17 protein-coding genes are annotated in these 14,871 nt (G+C 57.0%); all 17 read right to left on the bottom strand.

Annotated elements, in window-relative coordinates; all coding sequences use genetic code 11:
* Window positions 1-2: 2 nt before the first annotated feature.
* A complete protein-coding gene (locus MKZ07_RS29545; RefSeq protein ID WP_341029083.1) occupies window positions 3-761 on the bottom strand; it encodes an alpha/beta fold hydrolase in 759 nt (252 codons plus the stop codon).
* A gap of 39 nt (window positions 762-800) precedes the next feature.
* Window positions 801-1,979 (bottom strand): flavodoxin family protein, encoded by a 1,179-nt coding sequence (locus tag MKZ07_RS29540; RefSeq protein ID WP_341029081.1) that lies wholly within the window; start codon window positions 1,977-1,979, stop codon window positions 801-803.
* Window positions 1,976-3,418: a U32 family peptidase gene (locus MKZ07_RS29535; RefSeq protein ID WP_341029079.1), complete on the bottom strand. Its 1,443-nt coding sequence runs from the start codon at window positions 3,416-3,418 to the stop codon at window positions 1,976-1,978. The genes MKZ07_RS29540 and MKZ07_RS29535 overlap by 4 nt, the downstream gene beginning before the upstream one ends.
* Window positions 3,415-4,797, bottom strand: coding sequence for a radical SAM family heme chaperone HemW (gene hemW / locus MKZ07_RS29530; protein ID WP_143804436.1), 1,383 nt, complete (start codon window positions 4,795-4,797; stop codon window positions 3,415-3,417). The genes MKZ07_RS29535 and hemW (MKZ07_RS29530) overlap by 4 nt, the downstream gene beginning before the upstream one ends.
* The gene (locus tag MKZ07_RS29525) at window positions 4,787-5,104 is read right to left on the bottom strand and encodes a carboxymuconolactone decarboxylase family protein (RefSeq protein WP_051493801.1); all 318 of its coding nucleotides are present in this window, start codon (window positions 5,102-5,104) and stop codon (window positions 4,787-4,789) included. Before MKZ07_RS29525 ends, hemW (MKZ07_RS29530) begins: the two co-directional genes overlap by 11 nt.
* A 14-nt stretch (window positions 5,105-5,118) precedes the next feature.
* Window positions 5,119-6,495, bottom strand: coding sequence for a radical SAM family heme chaperone HemW (gene hemW, locus MKZ07_RS29520; protein WP_036697298.1), 1,377 nt, complete (start codon window positions 6,493-6,495; stop codon window positions 5,119-5,121).
* Window positions 6,496-6,511: 16 nt separating this feature from the next.
* A complete protein-coding gene (locus MKZ07_RS29515) occupies window positions 6,512-6,820 on the bottom strand; it encodes a TIGR04076 family protein (RefSeq protein ID WP_036697299.1) in 309 nt (102 codons plus the stop codon).
* A 64-nt stretch (window positions 6,821-6,884) separates the two neighbouring features.
* Window positions 6,885-7,646: a cyclase family protein gene (locus tag MKZ07_RS29510; protein WP_036697300.1), complete on the bottom strand. Its 762-nt coding sequence runs from the start codon at window positions 7,644-7,646 to the stop codon at window positions 6,885-6,887.
* Between the two features lie 8 nt (window positions 7,647-7,654).
* Window positions 7,655-8,620, bottom strand: coding sequence for an amidohydrolase family protein (locus MKZ07_RS29505; protein ID WP_051493802.1), 966 nt, complete (start codon window positions 8,618-8,620; stop codon window positions 7,655-7,657).
* 50 nt (window positions 8,621-8,670) lie between these two features.
* The gene (locus MKZ07_RS29500) at window positions 8,671-9,051 is read right to left on the bottom strand and encodes a cupin domain-containing protein (RefSeq protein ID WP_036697305.1); all 381 of its coding nucleotides are present in this window, start codon (window positions 9,049-9,051) and stop codon (window positions 8,671-8,673) included.
* A 10-nt stretch (window positions 9,052-9,061) separates the two neighbouring features.
* Window positions 9,062-10,261, bottom strand: coding sequence for an MFS transporter (locus tag MKZ07_RS29495; RefSeq protein ID WP_036697307.1), 1,200 nt, complete (start codon window positions 10,259-10,261; stop codon window positions 9,062-9,064).
* Window positions 10,262-10,281: 20 nt separating this feature from the next.
* The gene (acpS, locus tag MKZ07_RS29490) at window positions 10,282-10,662 is read right to left on the bottom strand and encodes a holo-ACP synthase (protein ID WP_036697309.1); all 381 of its coding nucleotides are present in this window, start codon (window positions 10,660-10,662) and stop codon (window positions 10,282-10,284) included.
* Entirely contained in the window at window positions 10,659-10,877 is a 219-nt protein-coding gene (locus MKZ07_RS29485; RefSeq protein WP_036697310.1) for a phosphopantetheine-binding protein, read from the bottom strand. Before MKZ07_RS29485 ends, acpS begins: the two co-directional genes overlap by 4 nt.
* Window positions 10,878-10,922: 45 nt before the next feature.
* Window positions 10,923-12,170 (bottom strand): beta-ketoacyl-[acyl-carrier-protein] synthase family protein, encoded by a 1,248-nt coding sequence (locus tag MKZ07_RS29480; RefSeq protein WP_036697312.1) that lies wholly within the window; start codon window positions 12,168-12,170, stop codon window positions 10,923-10,925.
* Window positions 12,167-13,489, bottom strand: coding sequence for a beta-ketoacyl-[acyl-carrier-protein] synthase family protein (locus MKZ07_RS29475; protein ID WP_051493803.1), 1,323 nt, complete (start codon window positions 13,487-13,489; stop codon window positions 12,167-12,169). The genes MKZ07_RS29480 and MKZ07_RS29475 overlap by 4 nt, the downstream gene beginning before the upstream one ends.
* A gap of 8 nt (window positions 13,490-13,497) precedes the next feature.
* On the bottom strand, window positions 13,498-13,953 hold the full coding sequence (locus MKZ07_RS29470) for an SRPBCC family protein (protein ID WP_036697313.1): 456 nt from the start codon (window positions 13,951-13,953) through the stop codon (window positions 13,498-13,500).
* Window positions 13,954-14,125: 172 nt separating this feature from the next.
* Window positions 14,126-14,725, bottom strand: coding sequence for a winged helix-turn-helix domain-containing protein (locus MKZ07_RS29465; protein ID WP_162174489.1), 600 nt, complete (start codon window positions 14,723-14,725; stop codon window positions 14,126-14,128).
* Window positions 14,726-14,871: the final 146 nt, after the last annotated feature.

Below are 14,871 nucleotides of genomic sequence, written 5' to 3'. Positions count from 1 at the left end.
GCTCACTCCCCCTTAAGAAAAGTGAGCGTGGCAGCAGCTACATCCCCGCCCGCCTCAAGAAACATAAAGTGTCCGGCGCCTGGAACCGTATGCATCCGGGAGTCCGGCAAATACCGGTTCAGCTCCAGCGCCTTGTGCAGCGGCGTAATCCGGTCCGCTTCCCCGGTAATAATCAGCGATCTCTGCCGGATGCCCTGAAGGACCGGACGCAGGTCGGGATGCTTAATCTGAATCATCAGACGGTGGGTCGCGGCAGGCAGCCGGGACCAGCCCTCCAGAATCTGCTGCTGAACTGCTTCATGCCCCTCGGTGAAAAAATACGGAACCGCCGCCGCATTCGTCTGCCGCACAGCATCCGGCGTAATCTCTTCCCCGTGCTCCGGCCGCTTGAACGGAACCGCGAAGGTGGCCGCAGCCCCCATCAATACCAGCTTCTTCACCCGGTCCGGCTCACGAGCGGAGAGCAGCAGCGCAAGCGTGCTGCCCAGGGAATGCCCGATGATCGAGACCTGCTTCAGCCCCTGCTCATCCAGCAGCCTGAGAATATCATCGACCATATCCTCCAGGGTGAAGGCCGGACCGTCGTATTCCGACTGGCCGTGTGCACGCAAGTCCGCGCACAGCACCTGATAATGAGGCGCAAGCGCCATGGCCAAATCCCGGAAGACAAGCGAAGAGTCGCGGTTACCGTGCAGGCACAGCACGGCTTCTCCGGTACCCTGAACAGTGTGATGTAAAGGTATCCCTTTAGTCTTCAACATGTAATTTGTATCCTCCCTTGAACTTCCCGGCCGGGCCGCTCATACGACAGCTTCCTCCAGATAGTCCACGACCCGGTCTATATCCCGGCCGTCTGCTTCATCCACTGCAAACAACCGCCACTCCCCGGGGCTTCTGCCTACCAGAATGGCCGGCTGTCCGGGCGCCAGCGTGCAGCGCGAGGCCAGCTTATCCTCCCAGTCATAGTACAGCGTGAAGCCGGGAACAGTCTGGCCTGTCTTCTCCTTCACGAATTCATGAGTGATGAAGTGGGGCAGCTGCCCCACCCTCGCAATCAGCGCACAGTCTGCGGTCCCGCCGAACTGCCGCTTCAGCTGCTCCAGCAGCGGCCCGCAGCGGAGGCTGGCCTGCTGATCGCCGATGACGAAGATCCTTGGCTGAATCGAAGCGAGTTCACCGAGCGTAACCTCCCCATCCCGGACGTCCTGTACAGTGAAGGCAGGCCAGGCTTCGCTTTGCTCCAGGCTCGCCAGCCCTTGCCCCTGCCCGTGGCTCTCCCCCGGATCACCGTTCACCTGCACCCCTCCCGACTGCCCGGGAAGGTCGAAGTAAGAGAAGCCCAGGGATGAGGCCACCCGCATCCCGACTGCCCGGGCCATCATCTTCGCCTCCTCCGCTTCTTCAATCGGCTTGCTCCAGGAGCGCTTGCGGATGCCAGGCTGCCCGTCATATTCAATCAGGCTGATGCCTGCGCTGGCAATCATCGACAGCTTGATCGCCGTGAAGCAGGGCATCAGCGAGGCCAGCGCCCATTCATTCCCCGGTCCCGCTGCGACAACAATCTGTCCGGCGACCTTACCCTTGAACGCCTTGCCCTTCACCCCGGCTACCCGGTCATAATTGTAGTACTCGAAGTCCAGATCCTCGTCGCTGCAAGGCTCGCAGCGGTCGATCCAGTTCTTCCAGACGGCCGGAAGCGAGAGCGCATAGACCGGAGAGGCGAAGACGAAGCCGTCCGCCTCCTTCAGCTTGTCGTACAGCTCCGTCAACTGGTCCTCCGGGTCCTTCAGCAGGTGGCAGTGCTTGCCGTTCATGCAATTGCCGCAGCCGTCACAGGGCAGAATGTTGTAATCATTCAGCCGCAGCAGCTCCGTCTGCACCCCCTGCTCCGCTGCGGCTTCAAGCGCAACAGAGAGCAGGTATTCACTGGAGCTGTGGCGCTTCTTCATGGACCCGGCGAGCCCGATGATCTTCTTCATCCGGCCGCCTCCTCTAAGTCCAGCTCAGCCGTATCGAAGCCCAGCGACCGCAGATCGCTGAGCGCGAACATCCGGAAGTCAGCCGGGGTACACAGCACATTCGCCTTGGCGACATCATGTCTTACGACCTGGGCGCTTCCGCGCGCTGCGGCCAGCTCCTCGGCTTTCTTGCGAATCTCAGGTCTCGCCATATCACGGATGAATTCCGGCTTGCGCCCGATGACCGCGTCGAACAGACTCTCGCCTTCCGCGCTCCAGGCCACCTTCATTCCTCCGGCCGCCGAATCGAAGAAGCTTCCTGAAGCCAGCGCCGCGAACAGCTGCTCGAATTCCTTCAGCGCCTCGTCCCCGGGCTTCGCCATGGACACCGTCCGGCTGGCCCATTCGGCACAGTAGCCGCATTTGTCACAGTCCATCCGGTCGCAGCGCTTCGAGCGGAAGCCCTCCAGGAAGCCTTCCAGGCTCTCGTTGTCGATGCTGGCCTGGAAGCTGAACAGCAGGCGGTAGACCTGTCTCATTTTCTCGGACGGAGCGAACTCCTCCTTGATATTCTTCGAGAAGTTGGGCATTTCGAAGTCAGCCTCTGCCATCCGCGAATTAAGCAGGCTCAGCAGGTTCCCCTGATACTTCCGCTGCGAATAGGACTGCGCGGTAGCCGCAATCTTCTCCGTGGTCTTCATCCGCTCGGTCAGCTTGAACTTGTGATAGCCCAGCTCCTCATAGACATACATGTCTTCCGGGCGAATCCACTGCGACTTCAGCAGCTCCTCAGGGTGCTGGAGCTTACGCTCCGTACAGCGCAGCATATAATAATCCAGCGCGAAGCCCTCCGTTACATGATTGCACTGCGAGGCATGACTCTGGAAGTTCGCATGATTGTGGCGCATGGGGCAATCCAGCATACAGTCATTGGTCGCAATGAGCTGATAGTCGCAACGGGTATTCTTGCGCAGGCTCTCCAGGAAGGCGAAGTCGCGGTTCCGGCTCTCGGGCAGAGTAATCTCGCTGACGCCTTTTTCCTCGAAATACTGTGCCTGCCGCAGCGTATTCACATTGGCGAAGGTGGACAGGCTGATCTTCACATCCGGCAGCGCGGTGCGCACCATATCAATCAGCATCGGGAGGGATACGGTCACATATTCCGGCTGCAGGGTGCCGATCCATTCCAGCAGCTCGCGCAGGCGGTAATGGAAATCCTTGGTAGTCTCCAGGTTATCCAGACAGGTCGCATTCAGCAGATAATTGAACTTGAACCCATAGGCATGCAGGAGCTTGACATGCTCCTCCACCCTCGCCCGGTCTATCGTGGGCAGCGCAAAGGTCGGTCTTCCGCCGCCCACCAGATCAGAAGATAGCTTGCCATAGAAGACATCCACATGCGAATCCTTCAGCAGGATGGGCAACCGGTCATCAAAGTTCGTGCCGACAGACAGCTTCATCCCTTCAGCTCCTCTCCGGCAGCCTCAGCCGGCTTTTGTCCGCGTGCCAGCTTCACACGGCTCTCGAAGGTCTGCTGGTTCGCTTCCGAGAAGAATTCCTTGCAGACGTTGTTGCCCCAGACAATCCCTCTGTCCGACAGGCGGATCTCATGCTCATCCGTTTCCAGCAGGCCTTTGGCTACCAGATCATCGATCGTCTGACCGAAGACCTCTTCCGGCTGATATCCAAACATTCCAGCGAAATCCTTCCGCTTCACTGAGAGCATCCGCAGACCCTTGGCCATCATCCCGTGCATCGCTTCCAGATCATCTGCCTGACTGGCAATGAAGACGGACAGGAACTGCTGCTGGAGCCGGTCGCTGTACTCCTGGATATCCCCCTGGTTGATATACATCAGCTTGTTGACGTACCCGAAGGCCGCCGGACCGTGCGCGAACAGATCCTTCTGCTGGGTATAGTACAAGAGAACATGCCGGTCCTCGAAGCCCGGCTTGGCGAAATCCCACACGCTGTACTGGACATAGCCTTCTTCCTGGAGCAGCCGCTTGGCTTCCAGATACATATCCACTTCCAGCTCGACGCTGCCGGTAGGCGGAATCTTGCCTTCCTTGATCATTTTGAACAGGGCAGTAAAGGGTACTACACACAGTGAAAATACCGTGATATGGTCGATGCCGAGCCGCACCGCCGTGCGGACATCCTCCAGCCACTCCTCCATGGTCTGCTCGGGCAGGTTGTACATCAGATCGATCCCAATATTCTCGAAGCCTGCTTCCTTCGCTTCCTCCAGCACCTCAAAGGCCCGCCGGGAATCATGGCTCATCCGCAGATGATGCCCCATCTTGTCGTTGAAGGTCTGGATGCCGATGCTGATCCGGTTCGCCCCCTGGGCGCGGATGGCCTGCATTTTTTCCAGCGTCAAGGTGGCCGGGCTGCCTTCAAAAGAGATCTGCGCATCCGGCGTCACCCGGTAACTCGCCTGGACGCTCTTCAGCATCTCCACCATCCGTTCAGCCGACAGAGCCGAAGGCGTACCGCCCCCGAACGTCACCGCACTGATCGTGGACTGCGAACCATACGGAGAAGAGGCATAGATGCCGATTTCGGCCTTGACGGCCTCCATGTACTGCTCCACCTGCTTTTCCTGATAGGCCATCTTGTTGAAGGGGCAGAAGATGCAGACGGACGCGCAGAAGGGAACATGCACATAGACTGCGCCCACATTATCCGCCGGAGGCTGGCCGCCAAGGCCCATCGTTCCATAGATATCAGCGGGGGCAACCTCGGTCACAGGGTTCGGATAGTGGGACACACAGATTGGATCTCTATGAGGATAGACGTTGTAGAAGCGTTCGTAGGCCGTGGTCTTAACCGACATGATGAACACCCCGCTTAGCTTCCACTGCCGACAAGGCCGCAGCCAGACCGGAAGAGACCGCCTCAATACCTGCCACAGGCAGACAATTCATCACCGTCTCTGTCACTTCCTCCGCGCTCGCCCCCAACTCATAAGCCTTCATTGCATGCAGCCGGATGCCGTAGGCAGAACGGTCTGTAACCACGCAAGCCAGCCGGATCAATTCCCGCACCTTGGGGTCAAGCGTCCCCGTGTCCTCAATCGACTTGCACATGCTCTCAAAAGCGTTCCCCACCTGCGGATTAACTCTCATCAACATATCGCTCATCAGCTATACCCTCCTTATGATTGTACCGACTGTACCGATTGTACCGACTGCACCGGGCGTCCCTTGGCCAGCTTCATCCGGTGCTGAAGCCCGTAATCCGCATATTTTGCGGAGAAAAATTGCTTGCTCACATTGTTGCCCCATATAATGCCGTCCTCAGTCAGCCGAATCCCTTCCGCATCCTGAATCAGCAGCCCGTCCTGCACCAGACGTTCGATCGTCTCCGGGAACAGCTCCTCCGGCTCCTGCCCGAACATCTTCACGAACCCGGCACGGTTAACGGACAGCATCCGCAGCCCCTTAGCCATGGCCCCGTGCGCCAGCTCCCGCTCATCCGCCTTCTCCCCGCAATTGACCGGCAGCAGCCCGTCCTGCACGCGGGTCATATATTCATTCAGATTGCCGCTGTTGATATACATATAGCCGTTGATGATGCCAAAAGCGGCCGCGCCGATCCCGATCATATGCGACTGCTCCGAGAAGTACAGGGTGGCGTGCCGGTCCGTCTTGCCCGGCTTGGCGAAATCGATGACGCTGTACTGCTCATACCCGGCTTCCAGCAGCATCTCCTTGGCGATGGTATACAGCTCGATCTCCCGGTAGACATCCCCGATGCCCGGGATCTTCCCTTCCGCTATACGCGAGGCAATCTGCGTATGCGGGACAACACAGAAGGAAATCACGCAGATATGGTCAATCTCCTGCTCGATGGAGGTGAGGATATCCGCCCGCCATTGATCCAGCGTCTGGCCCGGCAGATTGTACATCAGGTCAATGCCGACATTCTCAATGCCGCTGTTACGCGCATTCTTCACTAACGCGAATGAATCCTCGACACTGTGATACAGCCCCAGCACTTCGGCCAGCTCTTCCTGAAAGGTCTGCACCCCCACGCTGATCCGGTTGAGGCCCTGCAAAGCCAAGGCCTCCAGCTTGTCTGCCGTGAAATTCCGCGGGTTGCCTTCGATGAAGATCATGGCGTCCTCTTCCACGCGGAAGGCCTGCTTGATGTATTGCAGGACACCGGTCAGCTCTTCCGAGGACAGGCAGGAGGGAGTTCCGCCGCCGAGATTAATGGACGAGACCGTAATGCTGCTGCCAAACGGCGTAGCTGCATAGCTGTCCATCTCCTGCCGGACAGCGGCCAGGTAGCGGTCCACCTGATCCTGCCGCTTCAGATAACGGTTGAACGGGCAGAACGAGCAGGTGGCATCGCAAAAGGGAATATGCAGATACAGCGCTACCGGTGTATCCTTGGTATTCACCTGATTCAGCTCCATCAGCGACCTTACTTCAGACTCTTCGTGCTGAGAGACAGGTACAGGATAATGCGAGACACAGATCGAATCTCTCTCCTTGAACAATTCAACATATTGCTTCGCTCTGGTCATATGGAGCGTTCCCCCTTCATTTGGATTGCAGCATCCGGCCCGCATATGGGGAATCTTCGGACGGCTCCACCGGAATACGGCGGATCTCCATCGTCATCTGGTTGCGCAGATCCGGGCAGGCCGAATGTACAATGTTGCCTTCCGGGTCCCACGGCAGCTTCGCATCCATGTTCAGCGCCAGCAGCATCGGAAAGACCGCATGAAACGCCGTTCCACACAGATTCCCTGCATTCAACGGGGAGACCTTCATGATATCCCCTTCCTTATGTCCTGCCCGGCAATGCCCCTTAACACCCGTAACCTTAAGCTCAAATTCATAATTCATCCCTAATTCCTCCTCTTGGATTATGTGATTGGTATGTGACTCGTTTCACTTAACTTGTGATGTACTACTCAATAATGGCTACTACCCTTACCCAGGCCGCACCGGCCTGCCTGATCTTGATCGGAAAGCAAGCGACCTTGAACCCGTATGCCACCGGAATCCGGTCCAGATTCGCCAGGCGCTCCATATGGCAATACGTCTGTTCTCTGCCCCAGAAGTGAGCGGGGAACAGATAGGCGTTGTCGCCGGTCCGCTTATAATCGCTGATCATATGCTTGAACGGACGGTCGAACCCGTAGCTGTCGATGCCCATCAGCCTGATGCCTTGCCCGGTCAGGAATGCTGTAGCCTCCCTGCTCATGCCCGGATAATCCGTGAGATACCGGGGGGTTCCCCAGTGCCGGTCCGCACCTGTACGAATCAGCACAATATCCAGCGGCTTCAGTGTATACCCGATCCGCTCAAGCGCCTGTTCAATATCCTGCTGCCCGATGGATTCTCCTGCTTGCTTATGGGTGAAATCCAGCACCACCCCGTCGCCAAAGCACCATTCCAGCGGGACCTCGTCAATGGACGCTGCCGGTTCTCCCTCGCTCATGGAGCCGAAGTGCAGGGGGGCATCGAAGTGGGTCCCGGTATGCGTGGATGTGGTGATCATCTCCATGTTCAGGAACTCTTCGCCCGGAAAGTCCTTCCGGCTCCCGTCGAATTGGCGGGCGAAGCGGTCTGCCCCCTCCTGATGGCCGGTCTGCTCGAACCCGTACGGGGCCAGCTCGCCCGGATTCTGCTCCATCGGCACACTTAAATCAATGAACTGAACTGCCATGTCCTCACCTACTTCATAATTCTGAGTGCGTTACGCCCCAGGATGTTCTGGACATCCTCCCGCTTGATCTCCTTCACCCCCATCATCAGCTTCATGGGCAGCGGGATCACTACCTTCTGCATGTAATTCAGCACCTCGGCAATGTTCGGAGTGACTGTCCAGTCCGAGCCCCAGAGAATCTTGTGGCTGCCGCAGACCGAGATCATTTTGGCCAGCTCCATCCGGAACACCTTCGGGTTATTGTGAATCAGGATATTGGCTACCGCCGTGATGGTCACATACATATTGTCGTGCCGGCCGACCATGTAATAGCACAGGTCATTCCAGGGATGGCCCATATGCTCCACAATCAAGGTCAGGTCGGGAAAATCCACCGCCACATCATCAAGAAGAATCGGGTAGTTATGCTTCATCCGAAAAATACTGCCCGGCGTAATCCCGGTATGCACGCTGACCGGAATGCCCAGCTCACTGCACCGCTCATACAGCGGATACAGCAAATCCCGGTCATTCAGGACGAAGCCTCCGTAATCATTGGGGTTCAGCTTGAAGCCCTGCATGCCCAGCGTCTTAATGGCATAATCCAGCTCCGCCAGCGCTTCCTTCCCTTTGTAGGGATTGACGCTGGCGAAGCCGCGCAGCTTGTCGGGGTGGGCGCGGACCGCCTCGGCGATTTTCTCATTGGACAGCACCTCATAGCCGTAGACATCCTCGAAGCTGAGCTGATGCACCCAGCTCATGGCAATCTGGTTCTCGGCCATACAGTTCAGGTAATCCTCCAGCAGATTGTTGTCATCGACGAAGCCGTCCTGCGTGGCCCCCACCATCTTCTTCAGATACTGCAAGTCATCGAAGCCCTTCTGCTTCTTGTAATCCGGGACCGTCCCGGCCCCGGCCAGACTAAGCTCCAGGCTTTTGTTCTCCTTGACGGCGAAATGGGCATGAGTATCTACAATTACAAGATCGCTCTTCACGTTCGTCTTCTCACCACTTTGCTTAGAATTGGTATTGCAAGGCCGGGAGGCTAGACCTCTCTGTGCCCAATCTCCGGCCTCGGGGCCAGCGGCGCAGTGGCGAAGACCAGCTCCATCTCGCCCGGACCCTCATTGACGACCCGGTGCCGCTCACCCTTCCGCGCAATGAACAGGCTGTTCTCCCGGATGGCATGCGGAATATCCTCGATGACCGCCGTTCCCCGGCCCCGGATCACGAAGACATTCTCTTCGCCGTAATCATGAAGATGCTCCTTGATCTCTTCTCCCGGCTGGAGCAGAACATGGCCCATGATCAGCTGGGTGGACCCGACAGTCACCGGACTCGCCAGCACACGCATCTGCCCGCCTCTGGCATGAACCACCGGCACCTCCTCCATATGGACCACTGTATTCACTTTCACCTGATTCATACTGCACCCCTTATCCCGCAGATTTATATTCGGTGACACCGGCTTCTTCCTTTTTGCCAAGGCTTAGTGAGATCAGCAGCGTCAGCACCATCAGTCCGGCGGCCACCAGATAGCTGGGATGCGTGCCGATTCGGCTGTAGAAGAATCCGCCAAGCGTAGACCCCAGCGCAATCCCGACCCCCTGAAGAGTCCGGAAGGTTCCTAAGGCTGCGCCCATCTCCATCGGATTAATCTTGATGACCTTATCCGTAATAATCGTGTTGACCAGGGTAATAATCGGCCCTTCCGTGAGTCCGATCAGGGCATAGCCGAAGGTTAACAGCCAAGGATTGAAGTCAAGAGCATACAGCAGCACGAGCGCTCCTACACAGATCGACTGGGCCCAGATCAGCGGTGCATGTCTGCCTACCTTGTCCGAGATCCAGCCAACAAAGACCGCTCCGAACGAGGCTACTGCTTCATACGGAATGAAGAGCAAACTCAGCAGCACCAGGGAGATATCCTGTTCCTTAGCCGCGAACGGCACCAGGAAGGTGGTGAAGACACCCACCATGAAGCATAGAGTTCCGACAATCCCCGCCAGCAGGATTTCGCGGACGCCCAGCCATTTGAATGAGCTTTTGAAGGCTTGCCCGATGCTTCTGCTTGTATTCTTGACCCCGGTCTCCCTCAGCAGCACTGTGGTAACCAGCGTGGACAGCAGCAGCAGTGAAGCCAGCACCGCGAAGGAGGTATGCCAGCCGAAATAATTGCTCAGCAGCCCGCTAAGCACATACCCCAGCACCGACCCGGCACCAATCGCCCCGGACACAATACCCATCGCCCGGCCCCGCTCCTCGGGCTTGCACACATCCATCACCACCGCGAAGATCGGCGTGGACACGAACCCTCTGGCGAAGCCGAACAGCAGCCATCCAGCCGTGAACAGCAGCACTCCGTGGGATGCAGCCACCATAAATACAGCCACTGCCGATAATGCCATGGAGGCGATAATAATCTTCTTCCGCCCGTACCGGTCTGCGAAGACACCAGACGGAATGGACAGAAAGGTCATCACCAGCGAGGCAATCCCCGCTATGGTTCCAATCTCACCGGAGGTCATGCCGAGATCACTGCTGATCAGGGGTGCGATTGGGAAGATGCTGACCATAATAGAGAATACAAGCAGAATGTTGATGGCGAGTAGTGTGAATATTTTGTTGTTGCTCATGTGATTCGTCCTCCTCACAGTCATTGACTGCTCTCAATAATGATGAATGCAGCAGCATAATCACCGTGATGACTAATGCTTACGTGGATGCTCTCCTGCTGCTGTATATAAGACTCCAGTCTTCGGCTGCGGACCAGATAGGGCTGGCCGCTGGGAAGGCTCAGGAACTCCAGCTCATTCCAGTCCAGCTCACAGTTCATTCCGGTGCCGATGGCCTTCAGCAGCGCTTCTTTGGCGGCGAATCTACCGGCCAGGAACTGTTCTGCATGTCTTTTTTTACAGGCGAACAGTTCCCTTTCTTCCATTGAATAGTACTGCTGGATGAAGAGTTCACCGCACTTGGCCAGCATCTGCTCCACGAAGCTGATGCTGACCAGATCCATGCCGATCCCTCTGATCATGCCTTCAAGGCAACGGCTTCGATCACTTGGGCTACAGAATACGTCTTGAGCACCCGGCTCTCAATGAAGATGCCAAATGCCTTCGCCAGTGCTGTAGAGACCAGCGCCAGCTCTGTTGAATCCAGGGCCAAATCGTCATAGAGCCGCGATGATTCCGTAATTTCATCCTCAATGCCAATATCCTCAATGATTGCTTTTACCTTCTCGAATACCATTAGATACACCCTCCCGCTTAAGTTAATGTGCCGTAATGTTCACCCTTACAAGCCTTCAGCGTTCACAACCAGTGCCGAAGAGACACCACCCCTTCCTCTGGATATAATCAGTGAAGACTCCACAGCTGTTCGGCGGCTGATCCCCGGGACGAAGTTCAAGCCATTGTCCTGAACCGATTCTGCCAGATACGGAAGGCCGGGCAACTCCCCGTGATTCATAGCCAGCACACTCAGTGCCACATCGAACGCCCCTGCCGCTCCAATCGTGTTGCCGAAGACAGTCTTGGGGCAGCCCGCCCACTTGGCTTCTGTACTACTGCCGAAGACCTCTTGGATAGCCGAGCATTCAATTCCGTCTTCGCGGGCGGAAGCCGCCCCATCCAGCGACAGATAGCCGATCTGCTCCGGCTGCGTCTCCGAATGCTCAATGGCCAGCCGGATTGCCCTGGCACACTGCACTTCACTCTCTTCAGGCGGGGCTGCAGCCTGGCCGTCATTCGTGAAGCCGAAGCCCTGGATGCTCGCCCGTACCCGGCGGGACGCCTCTCGCTTCTGAAGGCTGCGCTCCGATTCGAGGCAGAGGAACGCGGCTCCTTCAGCCAGGGCCATCCCGCTGCGCGACTCCACAAATGGCTGGTATGCCGCCTGCGGGCGATCCGCCTTCAGATTCAGCAGCCCCTCCGTGTTATAGAAGGACAATGCCCACGGATCAAGCGGCGTCTCGGCTCCGCCCACAATAGCTGCATCGATAATCCCGCTGCGGATGGCTCTGGCCGCATAGGCAATGGCGAGCAGCCCGCTGCTCCGGTCGGCGATCACAGTCTTGCTGTAGCCCTTGATGTCGAAGGCCAGGGACATATGCCCTTGTGCCGCCGCCGGGAACCAGTTGCTCGCCAGGTTCGGGTCAATGAAGGGCGCCCCTTCGGTGTGCAAGACACGCAGGCCGTTCCGCGCACTCTCCCAGCCTCCCGAGTTGTTGCCGACGAAGATCCCGATCCGCTTGCGGCTCATCTGATCCAGCTCCCAGTGCGCATCATCCATGGCATCCTTCGCAGCCAGGATCGACATCACAGAGAAGCGGGAGCATTTCTTGAGCAGACGCTTCGAGATGACCCGCTCCGGCTCCATCCCGCTGACTTGTCCCGCGAAGGGAGGGGCGGCTCCGGTTGTATGCTCAAGCTGGAGCGGAGTCATATAATTGCGGCCGCTCAGGAGTCCCTCCCAGAAGGCCCCGGCACTATTCCCGCACGGCCCCACCATTCCTACTCCGGTTACGAATACTGTATTCTTCATAGGCTGCACATCCATTGTTCAGTCTGAAGCTTGCCCGCCTGATTACTGTATTCGTTCGCTGCCAGGATCATGGCGGAGTGAATGCCGGAGAATCCGCTGGCATTGGTCAGAATATGGTACAGGTCGCGCTGTATCGCATGCTTCGGTACATAGTTCAAATCACAGGCCGGGTCCGGCTCGTCCAGATTCGCGGTTGGCGGGATATATCCCTCGTTCAAGGCCAGCAGGCAGTGCACAATCTCAATGGCACTCGCTGCTGAGAGCGGATGGCCTACCATCGATTTCGTGGAGCTGATCGGGATAGAGTAGGCGAGCTCTCCGAACGTTCTTTTATAAGCGGCGGTCTCAAAAGCATCATTCTGCGGAGTCGAGCTTCCATGCGCGTTGATATATTGAATGTCCTCCGCTGTCAGGCCCGCGTGGCCCAGCGCCTCGTTCATCGTCAGACTGAGCGCATCCCCGTCCTGCGGCAGATCGGTCATATGAAAAGCGTTATTGGTACTTGCGAATCCGGTCACCTCGCCATAGATCGGCGCCTGCCGCCGGAGCGCATGCTCCAGCTCCTCTAGAACCACAACGGCACAGCCCTCACTGAGAACAAAGCCGCTGCGGTTCTTCTCAAACGGCCGCGAAGCCCGCTGCGGATCATCGTTGAACTTAGAGGTCAACGCACCAATGGCATCGAAGGAGGCAATGGTCATGGAGCTGACCGGTGCTTCCGCTGCGCCGCAGATCATTACGTCATGTTCCCCGGCTGTAATCGACTCATATCCATATCCGGCCGCATCAATGCCGCCCGTGCAGCCCGTAGACATGACCAGCGCCTCTCCCTGAAGTCCGAACTCATGCGCCACTTCGAAGGCAATATAAGAGAACATGCCCTTGCGGTACAAATCCTCCTGACAGAGTCCATGATCAATCGGCCCCTGCCCGCCCTCCGTCATCCGCAGGAAGGTTTGCTCCGAGAACGGGGTATCGGCAATCGCATTGGCGATGCAGACCCCAGAACGCTCCCGCAGCTCCTTCGTGAACACAAGCCCCGCATCGGCAACCGCCCTTATCGCGGCATTGACCGCCAGAATCCCCGGCCGCCCCATGCCTGCCCGCTGCGCTTCATCGGCTGTCCGGCCCAAATGCTCGAACTGCGGTATTGTGCCGGTAACTCGGCTTTTGAGCGCCATATGCTCATAGCCCTGCAAGCGGTCATATCCCACCTTGCCCTGCAGGCTGTTCCTCCAGAACTGCTCCAGCGTATTCCCCAGCGGGGTAAGCAGCCCCATTCCGGTGATCACGACTCTTTTTCCTGTCACCTTCTCCATGTAAGCCCTCAGCTCCGAACCGTTTGCTTCTCGATATTGTGCTTGATCGCTGCCATCTGCTCCTTAGTCGTGCGGTTCAGATGCGCTTCCACCTGATCCCCGGTCAGCCCGCTTGCCGGATCTACCTCGAATTCCTGAATCCAGGTCATGTACGTCCCTTCGTCCTTCTCCTCATAGAGCCATTCCAGATTCATATGCTTGAACGGCAGCAGCGGCGCAAGGCGTCTGGCCGTAATCCGGAAGTTCGGCCGGTCCAGCCAGCGTTCCGATTCCCATGTGCGCGAAGGCCGGTTCCCCTCGGGATGTGTCGTCAGCTCAAACCGGATGTAGGCGTCCCCTTGCTCCAGCACCCGCGTCTCCTTGTATTCCGTGAATAAATCTGTCCAGTGCGCAATATCATTCGTCCGCTCAAATACGGTGATCCGGTCTGCGTGAATCCAGACACTGTTCTGAATCGTTGCCACTTCATCTGCCTCCCCATTCGTATTAATGACATCGTAACGCCTAAGCCCGGAAGGGGACATAACCCGGCTGTTAAGCTTGCGTTAATTTACAGTTATTGTGCATTTCTGAGAGGAGACGGCAGAGTACAATCTATGTGTTTCCCGGGCACAAAAAAGACCTGACAGAACTCTGTCAGATCAATGGGTTCACCGAATATCCGATCCCCCGGCGAAACAGGATGATGTCGCTTCGTCCGGAGATGATCTCAATTTTGTGCCTCAGCTTGTATACGTACTGCCTCACAATCTCAGGGGATGTATACCTATCCCACAGATGGTGCAGAATCTGCTCGGTGGGAATGTATTGGCCTTGGCATTCCAGCAGCAGATCCAGGAGTTCGAACTCTTTACAGGTAAGCTCAATGACGAATTCTCCGACCTTCAGGGATTTGGAGTGCAGATGAAGGGCGATATCCTTGATTTGTCTGGTGTGGTGTGTGGGGAGGCCCAGTCCTTCGTCGAACCAGCAGCGCAACCGGCTGAACAATTCCTCTTGGAAGCCGTAACGCTCGAAGCTGCTGATATACATATGATTGGAAGGAAAGGGGACAGGGGTACCGTGCGCGCTGATCTCCTCTACAATGAAGAATATTCTCAGCGTAAGCATCTGCTGCAGGTACTGCACCGTGTGAATGAAGCCCGGGTTGAAGTCAGGGGTGCTGATCACCACACCATCGAGCCGGAGGCCCTCCTTCACAATATCGACGAGCGCCTCAAGCTCCTTGAAATGCAATACCTTACAACCGTACACCTGTGAAAAAAAAGAATGAACTTTCTTAAACCTGCAATCCTCACAAGGCTCTGTGGAATCTGCACAACACACCAGCGCAACACGCATGAACTTCTCTCCAATCCCATTCTTCTCAAATAAGCTTGGTT

Source organism: Paenibacillus sp. FSL P4-0338, from assembly GCF_038002365.1.
GTDB lineage: Bacteria > Bacillota > Bacilli > Paenibacillales > Paenibacillaceae > Paenibacillus_AQ.
This window is presented reverse-complemented; position numbering and strand designations above follow the sequence as displayed.